20 protein-coding genes are annotated in these 21,484 nt (G+C 70.5%); 11 read left to right on the top strand and 9 right to left on the bottom strand.

Going from position 1 to position 21,484, the window contains the following annotated elements:
• Positions 1-36: 36 nt before the first annotated feature.
• The 5 genes from ACFYO9_RS23590 to ACFYO9_RS23610 all read left to right on the top strand — a co-directional run bounded on the left by ACFYO9_RS23590 (position 37) and on the right by ACFYO9_RS23610 (position 2,806).
• The gene (locus tag ACFYO9_RS23590) at positions 37-243 is read left to right on the top strand and encodes a hypothetical protein (protein WP_125055969.1); all 207 of its coding nucleotides are present in this window, start codon (positions 37-39) and stop codon (positions 241-243) included.
• Positions 227-757: a DUF6879 family protein gene (locus tag ACFYO9_RS23595; protein WP_358776184.1), complete on the top strand. Its 531-nt coding sequence runs from the start codon at positions 227-229 to the stop codon at positions 755-757. Before ACFYO9_RS23590 ends, ACFYO9_RS23595 begins: the two co-directional genes overlap by 17 nt.
• Positions 754-1,584 carry a helix-turn-helix transcriptional regulator gene (locus tag ACFYO9_RS23600; protein ID WP_358776182.1) on the top strand — a complete coding sequence of 277 codons (831 nt, stop codon included), beginning with the start codon at positions 754-756 and terminating at the stop codon, positions 1,582-1,584. Before ACFYO9_RS23595 ends, ACFYO9_RS23600 begins: the two co-directional genes overlap by 4 nt.
• Positions 1,585-1,968: 384 nt before the next feature.
• Entirely contained in the window at positions 1,969-2,199 is a 231-nt protein-coding gene (locus ACFYO9_RS23605) for a DUF397 domain-containing protein (protein ID WP_358776180.1), read from the top strand.
• Positions 2,200-2,287: 88 nt separating this feature from the next.
• Positions 2,288-2,806: a hypothetical protein gene (locus tag ACFYO9_RS23610; protein ID WP_358776178.1), complete on the top strand. Its 519-nt coding sequence runs from the start codon at positions 2,288-2,290 to the stop codon at positions 2,804-2,806.
• A 53-nt stretch (positions 2,807-2,859) separates the two neighbouring features.
• On the opposite strand, the gene ACFYO9_RS23615 is transcribed toward ACFYO9_RS23610, so the two are convergent.
• Complete coding sequence (locus tag ACFYO9_RS23615; protein WP_355820182.1) at positions 2,860-4,017, bottom strand: acyl-CoA dehydrogenase family protein; 1,158 nt, start codon at positions 4,015-4,017, stop codon at positions 2,860-2,862.
• A 174-nt stretch (positions 4,018-4,191) separates the two neighbouring features.
• On the opposite strand from ACFYO9_RS23615, the gene ACFYO9_RS23620 reads away from it, so the two are divergent.
• Positions 4,192-5,535, top strand: coding sequence for a UDP-glucose/GDP-mannose dehydrogenase family protein (locus ACFYO9_RS23620; RefSeq protein ID WP_358776176.1), 1,344 nt, complete (start codon positions 4,192-4,194; stop codon positions 5,533-5,535).
• 351 nt (positions 5,536-5,886) lie between these two features.
• On the opposite strand, the gene ACFYO9_RS23625 is transcribed toward ACFYO9_RS23620, so the two are convergent.
• A complete protein-coding gene (locus ACFYO9_RS23625; protein WP_358713404.1) occupies positions 5,887-6,402 on the bottom strand; it encodes a CGNR zinc finger domain-containing protein in 516 nt (171 codons plus the stop codon).
• Between the two features lie 107 nt (positions 6,403-6,509).
• Between ACFYO9_RS23625 and ACFYO9_RS23630 the strand changes: the two genes are divergently transcribed.
• Complete coding sequence (locus ACFYO9_RS23630) at positions 6,510-6,908, top strand: VOC family protein (protein WP_358776174.1); 399 nt, start codon at positions 6,510-6,512, stop codon at positions 6,906-6,908.
• A gap of 23 nt (positions 6,909-6,931) precedes the next feature.
• Complete coding sequence (locus ACFYO9_RS23635; protein ID WP_355820189.1) at positions 6,932-7,345, top strand: VOC family protein; 414 nt, start codon at positions 6,932-6,934, stop codon at positions 7,343-7,345.
• 46 nt (positions 7,346-7,391) lie between these two features.
• Here the strand turns inward: ACFYO9_RS23635 and ACFYO9_RS23640 are convergent, their stop codons facing one another.
• Both ACFYO9_RS23640 and ACFYO9_RS23645 read right to left on the bottom strand, forming a co-directional pair.
• On the bottom strand, positions 7,392-8,717 hold the full coding sequence (locus ACFYO9_RS23640) for a dipeptidase (RefSeq protein WP_358776172.1): 1,326 nt from the start codon (positions 8,715-8,717) through the stop codon (positions 7,392-7,394).
• Positions 8,718-8,889: 172 nt separating this feature from the next.
• Positions 8,890-10,239 (bottom strand): LCP family protein, encoded by a 1,350-nt coding sequence (locus ACFYO9_RS23645; protein WP_358776170.1) that lies wholly within the window; start codon positions 10,237-10,239, stop codon positions 8,890-8,892.
• 130 nt (positions 10,240-10,369) lie between these two features.
• On the opposite strand from ACFYO9_RS23645, the gene ACFYO9_RS23650 reads away from it, so the two are divergent.
• Positions 10,370-10,951 (top strand): acyl-CoA thioesterase, encoded by a 582-nt coding sequence (locus ACFYO9_RS23650; RefSeq protein ID WP_358776168.1) that lies wholly within the window; start codon positions 10,370-10,372, stop codon positions 10,949-10,951.
• 218 nt (positions 10,952-11,169) lie between these two features.
• Here the strand turns inward: ACFYO9_RS23650 and ACFYO9_RS23655 are convergent, their stop codons facing one another.
• A complete protein-coding gene (locus ACFYO9_RS23655; protein WP_358776166.1) occupies positions 11,170-12,645 on the bottom strand; it encodes an LCP family protein in 1,476 nt (491 codons plus the stop codon).
• Between the two features lie 148 nt (positions 12,646-12,793).
• Between ACFYO9_RS23655 and ACFYO9_RS23660 the strand changes: the two genes are divergently transcribed.
• Positions 12,794-13,831, top strand: coding sequence for a glycosyltransferase family 2 protein (locus ACFYO9_RS23660; protein ID WP_355820214.1), 1,038 nt, complete (start codon positions 12,794-12,796; stop codon positions 13,829-13,831).
• 103 nt (positions 13,832-13,934) lie between these two features.
• On the opposite strand, the gene ACFYO9_RS23665 is transcribed toward ACFYO9_RS23660, so the two are convergent.
• From ACFYO9_RS23665 to ACFYO9_RS23680, 4 genes are all read right to left on the bottom strand, one after another.
• Complete coding sequence (locus tag ACFYO9_RS23665; RefSeq protein WP_358776164.1) at positions 13,935-15,605, bottom strand: LCP family protein; 1,671 nt, start codon at positions 15,603-15,605, stop codon at positions 13,935-13,937.
• 86 nt (positions 15,606-15,691) lie between these two features.
• A complete protein-coding gene (locus ACFYO9_RS23670; protein ID WP_355820218.1) occupies positions 15,692-17,446 on the bottom strand; it encodes an LCP family protein in 1,755 nt (584 codons plus the stop codon).
• Positions 17,447-17,671: 225 nt separating this feature from the next.
• A complete protein-coding gene (locus ACFYO9_RS23675; protein ID WP_358776162.1) occupies positions 17,672-19,036 on the bottom strand; it encodes an LCP family protein in 1,365 nt (454 codons plus the stop codon).
• Between the two features lie 176 nt (positions 19,037-19,212).
• Complete coding sequence (locus ACFYO9_RS23680; protein WP_358776160.1) at positions 19,213-19,965, bottom strand: TIGR03089 family protein; 753 nt, start codon at positions 19,963-19,965, stop codon at positions 19,213-19,215.
• 137 nt (positions 19,966-20,102) lie between these two features.
• On the opposite strand from ACFYO9_RS23680, the gene ACFYO9_RS23685 reads away from it, so the two are divergent.
• Positions 20,103-21,464 (top strand): peptidoglycan recognition protein, encoded by a 1,362-nt coding sequence (locus ACFYO9_RS23685; RefSeq protein WP_358776158.1) that lies wholly within the window; start codon positions 20,103-20,105, stop codon positions 21,462-21,464.
• Positions 21,465-21,484 lie beyond the last annotated feature (20 nt).

Raw genomic sequence — 21,484 nt, forward strand, 5'->3', positions numbered from 1 at the left:
TCGAACAGGACACCAACCTACGCAGGGGGTCGGCCAGTGAAGCTCAACCAGCTCGCAAGCGAGTGCGACGAGGGGCCGTGCCCGACCGTGTGGGCGGTAGAGGGCACGGGGAGCGTCTTAGTGCAAGGCTTCAAGGTGGATGACGAGGAAGCGCTCACCACCATGCAGCTACCGAACAACGAAACCGCCGTGCGTATCCCAATGTCGCTGATTCTGAGGGTGGCCCGTGAACATCTCGCCTGACGAGTTCGGAAAGCTCTTCACGGAGTTTCAGCGTGAAGCGTTCCGCCTTGAGACCTTGGACGACTACAGCAAGTCGGGTGGGGTCGACGCTTACCACGCATTCTTGGCCGGTAAGTCACAGCCGGAAGAGTATAAGTCGGCCGGTTGGGTCACGACCGTACGAGATGCCACACATGCCGGTAAGCGCATGTACCGCGTGCACATCCTGGCTCGCCCCCTGAGTGATTACCTGCGGTTCGAACTCGGTTGGGGTTACGTCCGGAACCAGGAAGCCGGGGAAGAGTTCTTCATCCTGGACACCACCGAACAGCCGAACCCGCTTGAGGGTGTGCCGGACTTCTGGGCCTTCGATGAACGCTCGATCGTGACTATGCGGTACGGCGATGGCGGAGAGTTCCTAGGTGCAGAAATATTCCCCGAGGAGCAGGCGCAGGAATGGCTAGAGCGTCGAGACGCAGCCTTGAGTAAGGCTGTACCGTTCCGCGGCTGGTGGGAGCAGCACAAGCCAGCGTGAACAACATCAGTATCGGTCGAGCGCTACGGGAACTGCGAGAAGCCAGCGGAAAGCAGGCCAAGGCGGTCGCCCGTAGCGCTGTCATGTCTCCGAGCAAGCTCAGCAAGATTGAGAACGAAGCGCTTGCGCCGAGCCTGATAGACGTGGAGCGCATCCTCACTGCCTTGGAGGTCTCGGAGGAGGTCAAGGCCCGACTCACCGAAGCTGCCCGTAAGGCCGCCACGGAGGCGACGGCGTGGCGCATCCTGCGGCGTACCGGGCTTCACAAGCACCAGGACGAGATCCGGGCGATAGAGGCACAAACGACCCTCATGCGGCTCTTCCAGCCGTCATGTATTCCTGGCCTACTCCAGACCCCCGAATACGCTCGCGCCATCCTTAGTAGACACGGCTACACGCAAGGCGCCCTAGAGAAGATGATGGGTGCACGCCTGCTCCGGCAAGAGGTCTTGCACGACACCGACCGAACCTTTCGGTTCGTGGTCACTGAGTCCGTGCTGAGATGGAAAATCGTTCGCCCCTCGATGCTGGCAGCGCAGCTGGACAAGCTCATCACCATATCGAGAATGCCGAATGTGGGTATCGGGGTGCTTCCCCTGTCGTCACCTATGGCTGACTTGCCCAGTTCCTCCTTTGTTCTCTTCGACACCAACCTGGCAATCATGGAGATCCCTCATGCTGAGATCACCACCACCGAAGCCAGGGACGTCGAGCTATACCTGAACAAGTTCGATGGCTTCGAGGGCGCGGCCGTCACGGGCGAGGAAATGAGGCACTTCGTTGCAGGGCTCCGGGACGACTTCTTGAGGCAACAGGAAACGGGCTAGAGGTTCCTCGGTGACGGTCCGAGGATGTACTCATGCCGACCGAACCGAAGAACGACAGCCAGAAGGTCCCGCAGGGTTGGCGGATGGACCCGATCCCAAGCCGTCCGGCGTACCGGGATGTGGATGGGAACATTCGTGTCCCCATGTGGTTGACGAAGAACGGTCGGCATACGGCAGACACGGAGATGGATCTGCTCCCGTCTGAGGCCGCACTACTGGTCGACAGCCTGACCAACGCCATGAAAGACAACGCCAGGTCGACGCTGCATGAGCTCTTGCGGGAGTCCGCGACGGCTGTTGGCCCGGGTGTCTTGTACGTGTCGAAAACGGATCAGTGCCGGCTCTTAGTCCGCCCCAGCACTCACCCCACAGGAAGGCACACCCATGCCCGAAACCGACCTGTACAGCCTGCCCATCGACGGCGCCACGTTCTACAAGGCATGCGGAGGCAACACGCATCCGGACGGCGAGTCCTGCGCCACGCTGGCGAAGATCGGCCCCGCCGCGTGGGCGTTGGGCGACAGCAAGCGGCCGGGTGCGGAGCCGTTGCGCTTCACCACCGAGGAATTGAGCGCGGCCGGTATCGACCCGGTCCGCTTCGGCCTGTCTGCCTGACGGCCACCTCTGGCGCCGCCGGCCCCGGCTCGCCCCGCGAGGCGCGGCCGGGGGCGCTCCTCTCTTCTCGCATGGAACGGGACGACAGTTGCACCACCACGGCTACCTGTGGACCGGCTCCAAGCAACGGTTCGACGACGAGGCGCTGAGACGGCCTCCGCATCCTGATCCTCCTCCGGCCGACAAGCCGGAGCTGATCGCGCGGTACCAGGAAGTGAAGGCGGAGTTCCCGACCGTGGACCTGCCGCCGCTGGAAACGGCGCACTGGCTGATCAAGCCCGCGAAGTTGGTGCGCGATACCTGGGAGGAGCCGAAGGAAGCGGCGGAGTGGCTCGGGCAACAACTGACCGCGTATGCACCCCGGTTCGCCTGCGAGTCGGACCGCGACAGTACGCGGCTGGCGCTTCTGGTCAACTCCGCTGCGGAACAGCTCGGTTGGGGCGGAGACGTGTCCCACGGCTTCTACCTGGAGAGGCCCGCATTTCTGTCCGTAGCCCTAGTGACGTGCTCCCCGAACCGGGCGGCACCGGACCTTGGCTGCCCGACTGTCCACACCGGGGACGCCCCGACCAAGGTCCACTCGCCTCGACCACCGCGACCGTGCTGATGCCAGAACAGCCCCTGGCGAGATACCAGGGGCTGTCGTCCGTGCCGGGGTCTCTACGGCAGGTTGCGCGCCATCACGATCCGCTGGACCTGGTTCGTGCCCTCGTAGATCTGGGTGATCTTCGCGTCGCGCATCATGCGCTCGACCGGGTAGTCACGGGTGTAGCCGTAGCCGCCGAGGAGCTGGACCGCGTCCGTCGTGACCTCCATCGCCACGTCCGAGGCGAAGCACTTGGCGGCCGCGCCCTGGAAGGTGAGGTCGCTGTCGCCCCGCTCCGACTTGGCCGCGGCGGCGTACGTCAGCTGGCGGGCCGCCTCGATCTTCATCGCCATGTCGGCGAGCATGAACTGGATGCCCTGGAAGTCGCCGATCGGCTTGCCGAACTGCTTGCGCTCCTTGACGTACCCCTTGGCGTAGTCGAGGGCGCCCTGCGCGATGCCGAGGGCCTGCGCCGCGATGGTGATGCGGGTGTGGTCCAGGGTCTTCATCGCCGTGGCGAAGCCCGTGCCCTCCTCGCCGATCATGCGGTCGGCGGGGATGCGGACGTTGTCGAGGTAGACCTCGCGGGTGGGGGAGCCCTTGATGCCGAGCTTCTTCTCCGGGGCGCCGAAGGAGACACCCTCGTCGCCCTTCTCGACGACGAAGGCGCTGATGCCCTTCGACCGCTTCTCCGGGTCCGTCACGGCCATCACCGTGTAGTACTCGGAGACGCCCGCGTTGGTGATCCACCGCTTGACGCCGTTGAGCACCCAGAAGTCGCCGTCGCGCACGGCCTTCGTCTTCATGCCCGCCGCGTCGGAACCGGCGTCCGGCTCGGAGAGGCAGTACGAGAACATGCCCTCGCCGCCCGCGAGCGCCGACATGTACTTCTTCTTCAGCTCCTCGGAGCCGGAGAGGATGACCGGCAGCGAACCGAGCTTGTTGACGGCCGGGATCAGCGAGGAGCTGGCACACACGCGCGCCACCTCCTCGATCACGATGACCGTCGCGAGCGCGTCGGCGCCGGCGCCGCCGTAGCTCTCCGGTACGTGGACCGCGTGCAGGTCGTTGGCGACGAGCGCGTCGTGCGCCTCCTGCGGGAAGCGGGCCTCCTCGTCGACCGCGGCGGCGAAGGGCGCGATCTTCGCCTCGGCCAGCGAGCGGATCGCGTCGCGGAGCATGTCGTGCTCCTCGGACGGGCGGTACAGGTCGAAATCAGCCGATCCGGCCAAGGTCTCTCACGCTCCAAGGACGCTAATTACCGTTAAGTAACCCAAATTTTAGTGGTGCGCCCCACGCAAGGGATACGTGAGCTTCGCGACAGCAGAAATCGTGCCCGGTGAGCGGCCGGGACACGGGGACTATGCTCGTCTGCGCACTGACGCCACAGCCCTCTGGAGCACCGCATGGCCCTCAAGATCACCGTGATCGGCACCGGCTATCTCGGCGCCACGCACGCCGCGGCCATGGCCGAGCTCGGCTACGAGGTGCTCGGGCTCGACGTCGTGCCCGAGAAGATCGACATGCTCACGCGGGGCGAGGTCCCCATGTACGAGCCCGGTCTGGAGGAGCTGCTCCGCAAGCACGTCGCGGGCTTCGAGGGCGCGAGCGGCCGGCTGCGCTTCACCATGGACTGGGCGGAGGCGGCGGACTTCGGCGACGTCCACTTCCTCTGCGTGAACACCCCGCAGAAGCACGGCGAGTACGCGTGCGACATGAGTTACGTGGACAGCGCCCTGGAGTCCCTCGCCAAGCACCTCACCAAGCCGGCCCTGGTCGTCGGCAAGTCCACCGTGCCGGTGGGCAGCGCGGACCGGCTCGCGGCGCGCCTCGCGGAGCTGGCCCCCGCGGGCGACCGGGTCGAGCTGGCCTGGAACCCCGAGTTCCTGCGGGAGGGCTTCGCCGTCAAGGACACGCTGCACCCCGACCGGATCGTCGTCGGCGTGCGCAGCGAGCGCGCGGAGGAGCTGCTGCGCGAGGTGTACGCGACGCCGATCGCCGAAGGCTCCCCGTTCGTCGTCACGGACTTCCCGACGGCCGAGCTGGTGAAGACCTCCGCCAACTCCTTCCTCGCCACGAAGATCTCCTTCATCAACGCCATGGCCGAGGTGTGCGAGGCGGCGGGCGGCGACGTCGTGATGCTGGCGGAGGCCCTCGGGTACGACGACCGGATCGGCAAGAAGTTCCTGCGGGCCGGGATCGGCTTCGGCGGCGGCTGTCTGCCGAAGGACATCCGCGCGTTCATGGCGCGGGCCGGCGAACTCGGCGCCGACCAGGCCCTCACCTTCCTGCGCGAGATCGACTCCATCAACATGCGGCGGCGCGGCCAGATGGTCGAGATGGCGCGGGAGGCGCTGGGCGGCGGCTCGTTCCTCGGCAAGCGGGTCGCGGTGCTCGGCGCGACGTTCAAGCCGGACTCGGACGACGTACGGGACTCCCCGGCCCTGAACGTCGCCGGCCAGATCCACCTCCAGGGCGGCCAGGTCACGGTGTACGACCCCAAGGGCATGGCGAACGCCCGCCGCCTCTTCCCCACGCTCGGCTACGCGGACACGGCCCTGGAAGCGGTCCGCGGCGCGGACGTCGTCCTGCACCTCACGGAGTGGCAGGAGTTCCGCGACCTGGACCCGGCGGAACTGGCGGCGGCGGCGACGACCCCGCTGATCCTGGACGGCCGCAACGCCCTGAACCCCACGAGCTGGCGCACAGCAGGCTGGACCTACCGAGCCATGGGCCGCCCCCAGGCGTAACCCGGCGGGGCTCGAGCGGATACCACCGGCGCCAGCCCCGAGGGCGCCCGGAGGCCCCCTAAGGGGCGCGGGGAACGGCGCGAGCAACCCCACGCGGCCCGCACGGGAGAACGCACCGGGACCACCCCTAGGGGCGCGGGGAACGGCGCGAGCAACCACACGCGGCCCGCACGGGAGTACGCAACGGGGACCACCCCTAAGGGGCGCGGGGAACGGCGCGAGCAACCACACGCGGCCCGCACGGGAGAACGCACCGGGGGCCCACCCCCAGGGGCGCGGGGAACGGCGCGACAAGCCACAACAAACCCGCACCCGAAGAGCAACCGCCCCCCACCCCAACCCCAAATCCGCTCAAGCCCGGCGCAGCCGATACGCCCGCATCTTGGCCCGCGCCCCACAAACCCCCATGTCACACCACCGCCCCCGCCCCGCGGGACTCCGGTCGTAGTACGCCCAGTGACAGTCCCCCGCCTCACACGCCTTGAGGCGGAGCCACGTCCCGGCGACCAGCCCCTCCGCGACGGCGACCGCCACCCGCGCCGTCAGCGACCCGGAGTCGGACGCCGCGAGCGACGCGGCGCCGGACGCGGCGTCCACCCGTACCCGTACGGGCCCCTCCGCGAGAAGCTCGGTCAACCCCCGCACGGACCGGTGCGGCGGATACCCGGCGTGCGCGAGACACGCCGCCCGCAAGGACTCCCGCAGCTCCTGCGCACCCCGCAGCGCCCCCGCGTCACCCGGCGCGAGCCCGAACGCCCGCAGCCCTTCCTCCGTCGCGAGCGAGTCCGCACCCGTCTCCAGGTTGAGCGTGTTCACCAGCTCCTGGATCAGCGCGAGCCCTCCCGGCGCGGGCGCTCTGTCGTTCATGGTTGCGACGTTACCCCTTTGGCGGGAGTATGGAGTAACCGTTACCGGCTGAACGCCCTTAACAGGTAATCCGTGACCGGTAATCCCTCCTGACGGAAGCGGGAACCATGCCCCTCGCCAAGCTCAACGTCGTCGTCCTGGACTGCCCCGACCCCCTCGCCCTCGCCGAGTTCTACGCGGCCGTCATAGGCGGCACCCCCACCCCCGGCGACGAGGGCTGGTACGACCTGAAGACCCACGAGGACCACGGGGGCCACGGGGGCCAAGGGGGAGCCACCCTGGCCTTCCAGGAGGCCCCCGGTTTCGTACCCCCGTCCTGGCCGTCCCCCGACGCCTCGCAACAGTTCCACCTCGACCTCACAGTGGAGGACATGGACGACATGGACGCCGTGGAGAAGGAGATCCTCGCGCTCGGCGCCACCGTCCTCGACGCCGCCGACCGCGACCGTTCCTGGCGGGTTTACGCGGACCCCGCCGGGCACCCGTTCTGCCTCTGCGCTTGTTGATCCACCCGTCGAAGGAGCGAGACATGACCGAGGCCCACGCCCAGGACACCCCCACCCCCTTCGCCACGCTGCGCAACGTCGTCCTCGACTGTCCCGAGCCGCGCCGGCTCGCCGAGTTCTACGCGCAGATCATCGGCGGCACCATCGAGGACGACGGCGACTGGGTGGACCTCGTCCTGCCCGGCCGCGTCAAGGTGTCGTTCCAGCGGGTGAGCGACCTGCGCCCGCCGGAGTGGCCCCGCTCCGACGCGAACGCCCAGCAGGTCCACCTGGACCTCGACGCGGGACGCACCATGGAGGAGATCGAGGCCGCCGAGAAGAAGGTCATCGCCCTCGGCGCCCGGCCGCTGGACCTGGACGACGACGGCGGCAAGCGCGACTTCCGCGTGTACGCCGACCCGGTGGGCCACCCCTTCTGCCTCTGCAAGATCCCCTAGGGGACCCGGAGAAGAGACGGCCAACCCGCCCGGCCGGCCGGCCCGCTCAGCCGTCCAGGCGCTCCACCCGCGCCGTGGACGGCGCCCGACGGTCCCGCGTGGCCCGTGCCGTGAAGTCCGCTCCGCGCAGGACGCGTTGGACGTTGCCCCAGGTGAGCAGCGCCAACTCCGCGTCGGGCCAGCCGCGTTCGACGAGCTCGGCGATCAGCCGGGGGTAACTCGCCGTGTCGGCGAGCTCGTCGGGCCGCGCCTCGGTCGTGTCGTACGTCCCCGAGAGGCCGACGCACTCCGGCCCGGCGATCCGCCGCACGTGGTCCAAATGGTCCGCCACCTCGCGCACCGAGGGCCCCGTGCGGTCCGCGGAGAGCGGCACCAGGCACAGCCCCTTGGCGGCGCCCACCGCCGTCAGCAGCTCGTCGGTGAGGTTCGCCGGATGGTCGCGCAGGGCGCGGGCCCCGGAGCGGGTGAAGATCACCGGAGCCTTGGAGACCGCGAGGACCCGCCGCGCCGTCGCCTCGGACGCGCCGGACAGGTCCGCGAGGACCCCGAGCCGGTTCATCTCCCTGACGACCTCCTCGCCGAACGGGGTCAGGCCGCCCGGCCCCGCCCACGACGTGCCGGAGAGCGTCACCGCGCACAGGCCGAGGCTGTGCAGCGCGCGCAGCGCCCCCAGCGAGTCGCCGAGCGCGGCCCCGCAGGCCGGTCCGATCAGCGTGGCGATGCGCCCGCAGTTGCGCGCGTCGGCCGCCTCCGAGGAGTTGCGGGCGAGCCGCAGCCCCTCGGGGTGGGCGGCGATGAGGTGCCGTACGAAGTCGATCTGTTCGAGCGTCGCGCCGACGGGCCGGTCGGCGCGGGGGCCCTCGGGCACGTGCACCGACAGGAACTGCGCGCCGACCCGTCCCGCGCGCAGCCGCGGCACGTCGCTCTCCAGGCCGCTGTCGCCCGTCTCGAAGTCATGCCAGGACAGCTGGCGCAGCGCCCACGGCAGACCGCTGTAGCCGTCGGCGACCGGATGGGCGGCGAGCAGCGCACGAGCCCGCTCGGCCGGGTCGGCTGGGTCGGCCGGGTCAGCCGGATCCGCCCGCTCAGCCGGATCGACCGGATCCGCGGACCCGACCGGCTCGGGGCGGCCCGTCCCGGTCTCCCGGGCCGGCAGCGGCTCCCGTAGGGGGAGGGGTTCCCGTACGGGGAGCGGCTCCCGGGTGGGCAGCGGATGCCGCAACGGCAGCGGATCCCTTACGGGTACGGGCTCGGTGGCCGGCTCGCGCAGGGTCCCGGTGTCGGGGGAGGGGATGGCTTCGGGCGGGACGGGGGGCGTGTCGAGCTCCCCCGCCTCGGCGGTGGTGGAGAGGTCCTCCTGCAGGTCTGCCATGGCGGGTGCTCCGGACGTCGGCGGGGGCGGCCAGTTCGCACCACCGTGACACGGAGCGGCCGCGGCTTCTCGGCGGGCGGAGCGTTCGGGGTAACCCCCGCCGACGGGCCCGCCGCACACGGAAGGGCCCCGCCGGCGGATCGGCGGGGCCCTTCGGCGGTGGACGGACGCCTCAGCTGCTCGTGACGGTCACCGCGTCGTCGTTGTTGAGCTCCTCGACCAGCTTCTTGACCTTGGCCTTGTCCCATACGAGGTTGCCGCCGGCGGAGCCCGAGATCGGGATGTTCATCGACTTGCCGTCGCCGCCGGTGACGCCCTTCATCGCCCAGAACATCGAGGCCACGTCGAACAGGCCCATGTCCTTGTCGACGACCAGGGTGTCCAGGCCCGCGCCCATGGTGGGGTAGAGCTTGAACGGGTTCATGACCGTGCCGGGCGTCGCCGCCTGGTGGGCCAGGGCCGCGAGGAACTTCTGCTGGTTCTTCGTGCGGTCCAGGTCGCTGGAGAAGGCGTGCCGGGTGCGGACGAAGGCCAGGGCCTCCTGGCCGTTGAGCGTCTGCTTGCCCGCCTCGAAGTCGGCGCCCGACCACTTGTCCTTGAAGGCCTTGGGGATGTCCATCTCGACACCGCCGACCGCGTCCACGATCTTGGCGAAGCCGCCGAAGCCGATCTCCGCGTAGTGGTCGATCTTCAGGCCGGTGTTGAACTCGACGGTGCGCACGAGGAGTTCGGGGCCGTCCTCGGCGTACGCGGCGTTGAGCTTGGTCTGCCGACCGGTGCCCGGGTAGAGCTTGCCGGACTCGGCGCCCTTGAACGAGGGGATCGTGACGTTCGAGTCGCGGGGGAGCGAGATCATCGTGTTCCCGCCGTCGTCCGCGACGTGCAGGATCATCATCGAGTCCGTGCGCTTGCCCTCGGCCGAACCCGTGTGGAGCTTCTTCTTGTCCTCGGCGGTCATGCCCTCGCGGCTGTCGGAGCCGACGATCAGGTAGTTCGTGCCGGCGCCGCCCTCGGGCCGCTCGATGACCTTGGAGAGGTCGACCTCGCGCTTGAGCTTGGAGTCGGCCCAGAAGTACGTGGCGACGGAGACCACGACCAGCACCGTGACCAGGGTGATCGCGCCCCACTTGAGCCGCTTGCGCCAGTTCGGCGCGGGGCGCGGGGCGCGCGTCGCCGAGGCGGGGCCGCCGCCGTTGCCGCCGCCCTGGCCGTAGACCTGGCCGGTGTTGTAACCGCTGTCGTACGCGCTGTCGGGGTTCTGGCCGTACGAGCCCTGGCGCGGGGCGCGCGGCTCGAAGACGTCGTCCCGGGCGTCGCCGTACGGGCGGCCGTCGCCGTACCCCTCGCCGTAGCCGTCGTCGTACGCGGGCTGCTGCGGCACCCCGCCCGGCGGCGGACCGGCCGGACGGGACGCCGGGCCGCGCTGCACATGTCGCATCACGCGGGCGCCGTCGGGCTGGGAGTCCCCGCTGCCGCGGCCGTACCCCCGGCCGCCGCCCTGATCGTCAGGCCAATCGCTCATGTGGCCCAGTGTGCCGTCTCGCACCCCGCGCCTTACAGGGCGGTCGGGAATTCGACGCAGTGCTGTAGCAGAGCTGATGCAAAGCGGGCGGGGAGGGGGGCGGGCGGAAGCCCGGCATAGGGTGGAGGGCATGACAGACCAGGCTCCCCGTCCGACGGCGTCCAGGCCGGAGGAGAATCCCCAGGCCCGCGGGGCGATCGAGGGCAAGCCGACATCGGCCTCCCGCACCACGCTCAGCCACATCATGACCCACAACGACACCAACCTCCTCGGTACGGTGCACGGTGGCGTGATCATGAAACTCGTGGACGACGCGGCGGGAGCGGTCGCCGGACGCCACTCGGGCGGCCCCGCGGTCACCGCGTCCATGGACGAGATGGTGTTCCTGGAGCCGGTGCGGGTGGGCGACCTCGTCCATGTGAAGGCGCAGGTCAACTGGACCGGGCGCAGCTCCATGGAGGTCGGCGTCCGGGTCCTCGCCGAGCGCTGGAACGAGTCGACGCCCGCGCAGCAGGTGGGCTCGGCCTACCTCGTCTTCGCGGCGGTCGACGCGGACGGCAAGCCGCGTACGGTTCCTCCGGTGGTGCCCGAGACGGACCGTGACCGGCGCCGCTACCAGGAGGCGCAGATCCGGCGCACGCACCGGTTGGCGCGGCGCCGGGCGATCAAGGAGTTGCGGGAGGCGCGGGTGGCCGAGGGGTTCGAGGACTGAGGTTGCTGGCCCCTGGGCCTTGGGCGGGGTGGGGTGGGGGGTGGGGGCTTCGGGGGGTTTTCTGGTGCGGGTTTGTTGTGGCTTGTCGCGCCGTTCCCCGCGCCCCTAGGGGTGGTTCCGGTGCGTTCTCCCGTGCGGGCTGCGTGGGGTTGCTCGCGCCGTTCCCCGCGCCCCTTACGGGGCGCCCCCGCTCGGGCCCGCGCCCCTTACGGGGCTCGCTAGTCGCACGTCACCTCGTCGCCTCTGATCGCTCCGAATTCTCCCTGTTGGGCGTCCTCCGCCCGGACCCTGCGGACCTCCTTGAAGTCCGTGCCCGCGATGACCTTCAGGGTCGGGCCCTGGCCCGGTACCGGGCGTAGTTCCGCGCCCGGGAGCGCCGTCGCCAGGGACTTCGCCGAGCGGTCCCAGCGCGGGTCGAAGGCGATGACCGTCCGCGGGGCGGGGCGGGCCGCCGCGCCCGGCACGTCCGCCGGCGCCCCCGTGGTCTGGAAGCCGGTCGCCCGCAGCCCCGCGTCGACCTTCTTGCCGAGCCCCGGCGCCCCCGTGCCGTTCTCCACCTGGACCCGGACCTGCTGCGGCGAGACGTCGACCATCGTGGCCTTGCTCCTGGGACGGTGCGCCGCGAGCGGCTGGTCCTGGCGCAGCGCCTCGAAGAGCCGCCCCGCCTTCACCGGGTGCCACTTCAGCGTCGAGCCGATGCCGGGCACCACCTGCCCCGTGGCGTCCAGCGGCACCGTCGTGAACTCCGACGAGGAGGGCGAGAAGCCCCGCATCGCTCGCCCGAGGTCCAGCATGTCGCCGGTGCCGAAGCCCTTGTCGGCCCGGACGGAGCCGAGCAGCGTCCGCGTCACGTCGCGGAACTTGACCGGGTTCAGCAGGACCCCGCTGCTCGTCGCCTTCGCGATGAGCGCCGCGAGGAAACGCTGCTGGCGCTGCATGCGGCCCAGGTCGGAGGCGCCGTCCACGTAACGGGAGCGTACGTACTGGAGCGCCGCGCCGCCGTTCAGCTGGTGCGTGCCCTCCGCCAGGTCGAGCCCCGTGTGGGAGTCCCGGAGCGGGCGGGCCGTGCAGATCCGCACCCCGCCGAGCACGTCCACCGTCTTCATGAAGCTCAGGAAGTCGACCTCCAGATAGTGGTCGATCTTGACCTTCGTCATGTGCTCGACGGTCTGCACGGTCAGGTTGGGGCCGCCCTCCGCGTACGCCGCGTTGATCTTGTTGGGGTGCTCGCGGTGCCTCTGGCCGGTGTTCCGGTCGGTGTGCGGGGGCAGGTCGGCGTAGCTGTCCCGGGGCAGGCTCACCACGCTGGCGCGGTCCCGGTCCTCCGAGATGTGCACGATCATGATCGTGTCCGTGCAGTGGCAGGGCGCGCCGCCGAGCCGGTACTTCTCCTTCTCCTCCGGGGTGATCTTGTCCCGGCCGTCGGTGCCGACGAGCAGCACGTTGATGCCGTGGCCCGACTCGGGCCTGTTCTTCATGTCCCGGAAGACGTCCACCCGTCGGATGCCCGTGTCCAGGCTGGTGACGACCGAGTGCCCGATGCCCGCCGCGGCCAGCACCGTCACCGAGACGGTGCACGCCAGCCGCATCGCCCAGCGGGGCCGTTTCCGCCGCCCGGCGGACGTCCGCCGGGCGCGCTGGGCCGGTGGGCGGGGGCGCGGCGCGGGGGCGGGGGAGCGGGGCGGTGTGGGCACGTGCGGAACACCTCCGCGGTGACGGGCGGCTGGGGGTGGGAGACGGGCCGGGGGACCCGAGAAAGGTAAGGCCATACGAAATGCGGCCCGGGGTAGCGACCCGGTTGGCGCGCACCCGTGTCCCCCATTCGCGGTAACGTGACGCGTGATGAACGCGAAGTCCGAGGCGCTGCCTCCAGCCGTATCCGTGATCATGCCCGTCCTCAACGAGGAGCGGCATCTGCGTGAGGCCGTGCACGCGATCCTGCAGCAGGAGTACGCGGGCGAGATGGAGGTCGTCGTCGCGCTCGGCCCCTCCACCGACCGCACGGACGAGATCGCCGCCGAGCTGGTCCGGGAGGACCCGCGGGTGCACACGGTGCCCAATCCGACCGGCCGCACGCCCGCCGCGCTGAACGCCGCCATCAAGGCGTCGCGGCACCCCGTCGTGGTGCGCGTCGACGGCCACGCCGCGCTCTCGCCCGGCTACATCACCACCGCCGTGCGGCTCCTTGAGGAGACCGGCGCGATGAACGTCGGCGGCATCATGCACGCCGAGGGCCAGAACGACTGGGAGCACGCGGTCGCCGCCGCCATGACCTCGAAGATCGGCGTGGGCAACGCCGCCTTCCACACCGGCGGCGAACCCCAGCAGGCCGAGACGGTCTACCTGGGCGTCTTCCGCCGCGAGGCCCTGGAGCGGCAGGGCGGCTACAACGAGGAGTTCATCCGCGCCCAGGACTGGGAGCTGAACTTCCGCATCCGTGAGGCCGGCGGCCTCATCTGGTTCTCGCCCGAGCTGAAGGTCTCCTACCGCCCGCGGCCGAGCATGAAGGCGCTGGCCAAGCAGTACAAGGACTACGGCCGCTGGCGGCATGTCGTCGCCCGCTACCACGAGGGCTCGATCAATCTGCGCTACCTCGCGCCGCCGACCGCGGTCTGCGCCATCGCCGCGGGCATCGTGGTGGGCGCGGCGCTCACCCCGTGGGGCTTCGTCGTCCCCGGCGGCTACCTCGCGGCGATAGCCGCCGGGTCGGTCCCCGCGGGCAAGGGCCTGCCCCTGAAGGCACGCCTGCAGATCCCGGTGGCGCTCGCCACCATGCACATGTCGTGGGGCTGGGGCTTCCTCACCAGCCCGCGCTCGCTCGCCAAGCGGGTCATCGCCTCGCGCCGCCCGGCCGTCCTGGGCACCGCGCAGGAGGCCTGACGGCCGCGGGCCCGCCGATACGGGACGAGACGGCCCGGCCGCACCGATGAGGTGGGGCCGGGCCGTCTCCCGTACACCTGCGTTCTCGTACGTTCCCGTACGCCTACCAGCTGAAGTTCGGGTCGACCTTCATGCACGCCTTCTTGTCGGAACCGCTGAGCGCGTCCGCGGAGTCCGGCGTGCTGTCGTCCTTCTTCTTCGGCTTGGGCGGCCGCTCGCCCTCGCGCCAGTCGGCGCCGACGACCAGGGTCACCCCGGAGACGTCCGTCGACTTCTTCGCCGAACTCAGCGGCAGACCGAGCGACTTGGCGATCCGCTGGGCGTCGCCCTCCAGGTCCTTGCTGGGATAGCGGACGAGCGTCCGCTCCTCGGTCAGCGCGGTGGCCGCGTCCGGCGTCGCCTTCTTGAAGCCCTTGCCGGCCAGGAGCTGCGCCACCGTCGCCGCCCGGCCGCTGACCGGCGGCTCCGCGTCGGTCCGGGTGCCGTTCTGGACCTGCACCGCGATCTCGTCGTCGGCGGCGGCGGGATCGTCCGACGCCTTCTCCTTGGCCGGCTTCTTCACGCCCTTGCCGTCCAGCGGGACGTCGTCGCGGACCAGCCGGAAGAGCTGCTCCGCGTCGCCGGGCTTGGGGACGACGCGTGCGCCCGCGTAGTCGAACGGCATGGTCGTCATCGTCGTACGGCTCGGCGAGACCTTCTTGAGCTCGTTGCCCAGGTCGTACAGCTTCTTGATGGTGCCGAGGCCGTCGTCTACCTTCAGCGCGCTCGTCGCCTCCTCGGCGAGCTTGCGCAGCTGGTTGGGGCTGGTCAGGCCGGTGTTCTCGCGGAGCTTGCGGACCAGCGCGTTCATGTACATGTGCTGGGCCTTGGCGCGGCTGATGTCGGTGCCGCCCTCGAAGCCGTAACGGGTGCGCAGCCACTGCAGGGCCTGCTTGCCCTTGACCTCGGTGGTGCCCTTCTTCAGCTTCAGGCCCGAGCCGTGGCCCTGGCTGTCCCGCGAGTGGATGTTGCGGTCCACGCAGACCGGGACGCCGCCGATGGCGTCCGCCATGGAGACCACACCCGAGAAGTCCACCATCATGAAGTGGTTGATGTGGATGTTGGTGAGCTTCTCCCAGGTGGCGACCGTGCAGCCGGGACCCCCGCGCCCCAGGGACTCGTTCGTCATGTTCCGCGGGCCGGTCTGCGGATAGACCTTGCCGTCGTCCGGGTCGGTGCACTTGGGGATCTGCAGCAGGGTGTCGCGCGGCATGCTGACGACCGACATGTTGGAGCGGTCGGCCGAGAGGTGCAGCAGCATCTGTACGTCCGCGAGCGGCGGTGAGCCGAAGGTGTCCTTGGCCCCGCCGAGCTTCTGGTTGGCCTTGGAGTCCCGCGCGTCCGAGCCGATGAGGAGGATGTTCAGCGGGGTCTGACCCGCGGCGTTGGGGGTGGGCGCGGGCGCCCGGTGCTCCCCGAGGTTCAGGTCGTCCGTCTCGAGGTTGTTGTTGAGGTGCTGGTAGTACAGGTATCCGGCGCCGGCCGTGCCGAGTATCAGCACCGAGAGGATCGTCGCCGACCACCGCAGGACCCGGCGCTTGCGGCGCGGTGGCCGGCCACCGCCGCCCGCACCGCGGCCGCGGCGGTGCCCGTTACTGCCCTGAGGGGGCTCGGCGCCGCTCCGCGCGGGCTTGTCGGGGCCTGCCGCGTCCTCGTGCGCGCCGTCCCAGCCGTGATCACGGGCGTGCGGGACACGTCGTCGTGTCCCCTCCTTACGCACGCTGTTCTGCCTCATCCCCAGCCCCTCCCCGCCCCATTCCCGAACTGCGGCCGCTCTGCGGCGCCTTGGCGCACTGTTAGATGCAGAACGACCGCTTCAGGTCACTTGGCACACACAGTCTTGTCCGCCTCGACCTTCTTGATGTCCTTCGGCACCTTCGCCGAGGCGTCGACGGGCACCCCCGCGCCCTCGAAGTCGCCACCGAGCGTCAGCTTCATGGCCGGCAGACCCTGTGCGTTCTTCTCGCTCTTGCCCGGCTTCAGGGCGGCGGCGGGCAGACCCATGATGTCGGCGAGCCGACGGGCCTGGTCCGCCTGGTCCGGCGCGTACTCGAGCGTCGTCTTCTTCAGGTTCGAGGGCGCGTTCCCCAGCTGGCTGGACTTGAGCACGCCCTCATTGTTCTGCAGCCAGGTGAGAGTCGTCTGAGCGGCGCCGGTCTTGCCGCTGCCGTTGTAGATGTCGACCCGCACCTCGGAGGCGTCGGCCTTGGGGCCCTTGAGGCGGGCGGCCACCTCGGCCTTCTCCTTCTTCTGCTTCTTCTTCACCGCGGTCAGCGACTGGTCCGCGCGCATCATCGCGAAGAGCTGCTCCGCCTTGGTCGGGTCGGGCACGACCGTGGTGTGGACCTTCTCGTTGGGGTTGTCGACGACCGGGACGGTGGCGAAGCTCAGGTTCTTCACGTCGAGCTTGCCGACCTCCATGCCGAGGTCCTTGAGCTTCATTATGTCGGCGATCTTGGAGTCGACGGTGAGCGCCTCGGTGCCGGCCTCGGCGAGCTTGACCATCTTCGTCGGGCTGGTGAGGGTGTCGTTCGACTTGAGCTTGCGCATCAGCGCGCTGAGGAACTGCTGCTGCAGCTCGATCCGGCTCAAGTCGCCGCCGGTGCCCACCGAGTGGCGGGTGCGGACGAACGCCAGCGCGTCCTCGCCCTCGATCGTGTGCTTGCCCTTGGGCAGCTTCAGATGCGACTTGGGGTCGTCGATGTCCTTGCCGAGGCAGACCTCCACGCCGCCGACCGCGCTGGAGAGCGTCTTGACCGCGTTGAAGTCGGCCACCATGAAGTGGTCGGGCGTGATGCCGGTGATGGCCTTGACCGTGCGCATCGTGCAGCTCGGCGTGCGGTCGGACTGGCCGAGGCTCTCGTTGAAGCGGGAGTTCTGCGTGCCGGCGATGTTCTTCGTGCTGCCGTCGTCCTGCTTGGTCGGGCAGTCCGGGATGTCGACGATCATGTCGCGCGGGATGCTCAACGCGGTCGCGTTCGTACGGTCCTTGGAGACGTGCAGCAGGATCGTCGTGTCTGCGTGACCGACGCTGCCCTCGTCGCCGTACCCCTTGTTGCCGCTGCCGCTGCGCTTGTCGGTGCCCATCACCAGGATGTTGATGGCCCGGTCCTTGCTGAAGCCGCCGGTGCCCGCGCCGTCGTCGTCTATCGACGTGATGTTGTCGTTGAGGTGCTGGTAGTAGAGGTAGCCGCCGGCACACCCCGCGACGAGCAGGAACGCCAGCGTGCCGCCCGTCCAGACGAGGACCTTCTTGCCCTTGGACTTGCGCGGCTTCTGCTTGCGCCGGCCGCCGCCCGAGCCGGGCTCCGGCTCCTTGACGCGCCGCCGCCGCTGCCCCGGCACCTCGCGTCGTTCCTCGTGGCGCTCGTCGCGCTCGTCCCGACGAGAGCGCTCACGGCCCGTTTCGGTGCGGCCGCGGCCGCTTCTGCGGGTCGACGAGCCACGGGGACCCGGCACGGTCGACTGCCCTGCGGAAGGGCTCAGCCGCAACTCGTAGTCACCGGTGTCCGGATTGAGCACCCACTGGTCTGCGGGATCGATGTTCTCCGCCCGCCCACGGCCTTGCGCGTCCACGGTTGTTAGCGTCCTCCGTCGGGGCCACGCGGCGCCTTACCCCCTCAAGAAGGCGCTCGGTCAGTCGTTCCAGCGATGCGTGGCCGTCGGGGCCCGGCGCACCGGATCGCTCACACTATCCGCCCAGTTCAGCGTCGGACGACGCCGGTGACAAATTCCACTCCCCTACAACTGGGCAATCCGCCCCATTTCTTTGTGGGGCGGCGCCATCCCTTGGGGATCGTTTTACTTACAGGTGGATCCGGCGGCCGTGTTGCCCCGGAATGTCGGTACGGGGGACGGCGTGGGCGCCGGATCGTCGGGCTTGTCGTCGCTCCCGTCCTCGCCGGAGCCGTCGCCGTCGCCGTCCTCGTCGGGGGAGGGCTGCTCCTCGGCCGGGGGCCGTTCCGAGGCGGACGGCTGTCGGGTGGCCGGGGATTCCGTGCGGGTGCGCGCCTCGCCGGGGCCGGAGCTCTCGGTCCGCCGCGGGTCCACCACGACCGGGCTGTCCGTACGCAGCCGGGTGAAGAGCTGGTCCGCCGCGGGCTCGACGAGCTCGTCGCGGTTGGCGTCGTACGTGTAGGACTGCCGGGGAACGGTCAGGAACTGCACCCGTTCCGTGGGGATGTCGCGCATGCCGCGCACCAGGTCGTACAGGCCCCGCAGACTGGCGAGACCGGGGTCGGTCGTCAGCGAGGACGTGGCCGCGTCGAGCACCGGGTAGAGCTTCGTCGGGTTGAGCAGGACGTCGTTGCTCTGCACCTTGTTGACCAGCGCGGCGAGGAACTGCTGCTGGCGGTCCATCCGGTCGGTGTCGCTGCCGTTGCCGAGGCTCTTGCGGGCGCGTACGTAGCCGAGCGCCTGCTCGCCGTTGAGGGAGCGCAGGCCCGGCGGGAGCGCCACCTTGGCGTCGGTGTCGTCGATCGGCGCCCTGATGCAGACCTGGACGCCGTCGACCGCGTCGACCATGTCCTTGAACCCCGCGAAGTCCACGACCATGTGGTGGTCGACGCGGATCCGGGTGAGCTTCTCCACCGTACGGATCGCGCAGGCCGTCCCACCGAACTCGAACGCCCAGTTGAACTGGGCGAATTGGGGCTGGGTGCGGCTGCCGTCCGAGCGGAGGCAGCCGGGGATGTCCACCATCAGGTCGCGCGGGATCGACACGGCCGTCGCGCTGTGCCGGTCGGCCGCCAGGTGCAGCAGGATCGTGGTGTCCGAACGCTGGGTCCCCGGATCCCGGCCGTACTCGCGGTTGCCGGGGCCCGCGCGGGTGTCGGAGCCGAGCAGCAGGATGTTCTGGGCGCCGCTGACCAGCGCCGTCGGACGCTCCTTCTCGAACCGCGCCAGCTCGTCCGCGGCGTCGGTGTCCGTCGTGATGTTCCCGTTGAGCTTCTGGTACGCCGCCCAGCCCACGCCCCCCGCCCCGAGCACCAGGACGGCGACGCCGAGCGCCGTGTAGCGCAGCCAGCGCCGTCTGCGGCGGACGACGCCGGTGCCGGTGGCGCTCGCGCCGGTCCCGGGTCCGTACGTGGCCTTCGGCTCAGGCGGTGCGCCCTCCGGGGCCGGCGGCTCGTCCGGTCCGGAAGGCGTGCCTGCGGTCTCGGTCACGTGAGCGTCCACCCCTCATGGCTGCGTCGGTGCGTGGTCGGTTCCTACGACCATGGACCGGCGCGGCGCCGGGGGCCTCCGGGCCCGGGGACGGTGTGGGCCGAACGGGGGACAAAAAGGGGATGGAGGGGCTGGAGGAGGGGTGCAGGAGGAGAGGCGGGGGCGGGCCGGAGGCGTCAGCCCGCCGTGACCGTCACCAGCTCGTCCTCGATCCGCTTGCGGAGGCCGTCCTCGGCGAGCCGGTCGAGGTGGCGGCAGAGCACCACGGAGCCGCCCGCCGCGAGCGCCGCGTACAGCCCGGCGCTCAGCCCCTCCCAGGTGGCGTACGGCAGGCCGGACAGGATCCGGGTGCCGGGCGCGATGCCGAGCCGCTCCGCGTCGGCGGCCGCCCGCTCCACCAGGGCGGCGCCGGTCAGCTCCACGCCGTCCACGGCGAGCGCGGGCTCGTCCGGGTCGACGGGCGCGTACGGGGCGAACCGGTCGCCCTGCCCCGGCACCTCCACCGCGTAGTCCGCGAAGCCGGCCGGCGGCTGCGGGAAGCGTCCGCCGAGCGGGCGCAGCGCGAGCGCGACCCGCTCCCCGGAGCAGGCGCGCGCGGCGTCCAGCGAGTCCGGGCCGCTGACGACGAGGTCGGCCGAGGCCGGGTCGCCCCCCACGTCGGCGATGACCCCCACCGACGAACAGGCGAGCAGCCACACGGCCGTCTGCCAGTGCGCGGGCAGCAGCAGCACGGCCCGGTCGCCGGGCTCGGCGGCGAGGTCGCCCTGGAGCAGATTGGCGGTCTTGGCCACCCAATTGGCGAAGGTGGCCACGGACAATTCCACGCGCTCGCCGGTGGCGTCGTCGTAGAAGGTGACGAGGGGACGGGCCGGGTCCGAGGCGAGCGCGGATCGCAGCAGGTCGGCAGGGGTGCGGTCGTTGGCGTTCACGGGCGCAAGGGTACGCGGGCGGTGCGCTCGGCCCCGGCGTGGCGGGGAGTGCGAGCGATCCGATGACCCGCACTCGGCCGACGACCCGTCAGTTTCCCGATGGACAGATATGCACGGATATGCCAACTATCAGTCGTATGCGTGGATTCCTTGCTTCCTCGATCGGCGTCACGTGCGCGGCCGCCCTCGCCCTGCCCCTCACCCTGCCGGCGTCCGGCGCCCGGGCCGCGACGCCCGGCGCACCGTCGGCCGCCGGCCCCGCCACGGAGGCGGTGCCCGGCAGCACCCAGTCCCTGCCCCTCGTCCCGCTCGACTCCGACCGCTCGCTCGGCCCGGCCGAGGTGAGCGAACAGGGCCTGGCCCAGCGCGATGTGCGCCGCTTCTCCCTGGTGGGCGTCGTCTGGAACGACCCGGACGCCGAACTGCTCGGCACCGTCCAGGTCCGCACCCGTGCGACCGGCACCCGCACCTGGTCCGGCTGGCAGCACGTCGAGACGCACAACCACGAACACGCCGCCGACCTCGACACCGCCGAGCGGGGCACCGGCACGGTCCGCGGCTCCACCGCGCCGCTGTGGGTCGGCGCGTCCGACGGCGTCGAGATCCGCGTACGGCCCGAACGGCCCCAGGGCGCGGACCGGGCCGCCCCGCCCCGGCTCCCGGAAGGGCTGCGGATCGAACTGGTCGACCCCGGCGACGAGGCCCCGCCGCAGGGCGCCAAGCTCGACGTGGGGCACGCCGGCGCGCTGACCGCCGAGTCCGCCGCGTCCTCCGCGGTCAACGCGGACCTCGCGCCGATCGGCGCCGCCGTCATCCCCGAACTGACCAAGCGCCAGTCGGAGGACGACCTGATCGCCGCCCGCGGCGGTCCGGAGGCGGCCGGCAAGGCGCGCCCGCACATCGGCCCGCGGCCGCGCATCGTCACGCGCAAGGGCTGGGGCGCCGACGAACGGCTCCGCGAGAAGAACTTCGCGTACACCAAGACCGTCAAGGCGGCCTTCGTGCACCACAGCGCGTCCGGCAACAACTACCGCTGCTCACAGGCGCCGTCCGTGCTGCGCAGCATCTACCGCTACCACGTCAAGAGCAGCGGCTGGCGGGACTTCGGCTACAACTTCGCGATCGACAAGTGCGGGACCATCTACGAGGGCCGTGCCGGAGGTGTGGCCAAGCCGGTCCTCGGGGCCCACACTCTCGGGTTCAACACCAACACCACGGGCATCGCGGTCCTCGGCACGTACAGCACCACCGCACCGCCGAAGGCGGCCGTCAAGGCCGTCGCCAAGCTGACCGCGTGGAAGCTCGGTCTGTACGGCGCCAACCCGCGCGGCACCACCGTCCTGACGTCCGGCGGCGGCAAGTACAAGAAGGGCAAGAAGGTCCGGCTCCACGTGATCTCCGGGCACCGCGACGGATTCGCCACCGAGTGCCCCGGGAACCGCCTGTACAAGAAGCTCGGTTCGACCCGGACGAGTTCGGCGAAACTCCAGGGCCGCTGAGCTTTTGAACTCCAGGGCCG

This window comes from Streptomyces sp. NPDC005863 (genome assembly GCF_042871345.1).
Classification (GTDB): Bacteria; Actinomycetota; Actinomycetes; order Streptomycetales; family Streptomycetaceae; genus Streptomyces.

Excerpts from the sequence above, each read along its gene's own strand:
- ACFYO9_RS23620 (WP_358776176.1), top strand. The coding sequence starts at position 4,192 with ATGGCCCTCAAGATCACCGTGATCGGCACCGGCTATCTCGGCGCCACG.
- ACFYO9_RS23630 (WP_358776174.1), top strand. The coding sequence starts at position 6,510 with ATGCCCCTCGCCAAGCTCAACGTCGTCGTCCTGGACTGCCCCGACCCC.
- ACFYO9_RS23605 (WP_358776180.1), top strand. The coding sequence starts at position 1,969 with ATGCCCGAAACCGACCTGTACAGCCTGCCCATCGACGGCGCCACGTTC.
- ACFYO9_RS23665 (WP_358776164.1), bottom strand. The coding sequence starts at position 15,605 with ATGAGGCAGAACAGCGTGCGTAAGGAGGGGACACGACGACGTGTCCCG.
- ACFYO9_RS23640 (WP_358776172.1), bottom strand. The coding sequence starts at position 8,717 with ATGGCAGACCTGCAGGAGGACCTCTCCACCACCGCCGAGGCGGGGGAG.
- ACFYO9_RS23635 (WP_355820189.1), top strand. The coding sequence starts at position 6,932 with ATGACCGAGGCCCACGCCCAGGACACCCCCACCCCCTTCGCCACGCTG.
- ACFYO9_RS23650 (WP_358776168.1), top strand. The coding sequence starts at position 10,370 with ATGACAGACCAGGCTCCCCGTCCGACGGCGTCCAGGCCGGAGGAGAAT.
- ACFYO9_RS23625 (WP_358713404.1), bottom strand. The coding sequence starts at position 6,402 with ATGAACGACAGAGCGCCCGCGCCGGGAGGGCTCGCGCTGATCCAGGAG.
- ACFYO9_RS23660 (WP_355820214.1), top strand. The coding sequence starts at position 12,794 with ATGAACGCGAAGTCCGAGGCGCTGCCTCCAGCCGTATCCGTGATCATG.
- ACFYO9_RS23645 (WP_358776170.1), bottom strand. The coding sequence starts at position 10,239 with ATGAGCGATTGGCCTGACGATCAGGGCGGCGGCCGGGGGTACGGCCGC.
- ACFYO9_RS23685 (WP_358776158.1), top strand. The coding sequence starts at position 20,103 with ATGCGTGGATTCCTTGCTTCCTCGATCGGCGTCACGTGCGCGGCCGCC.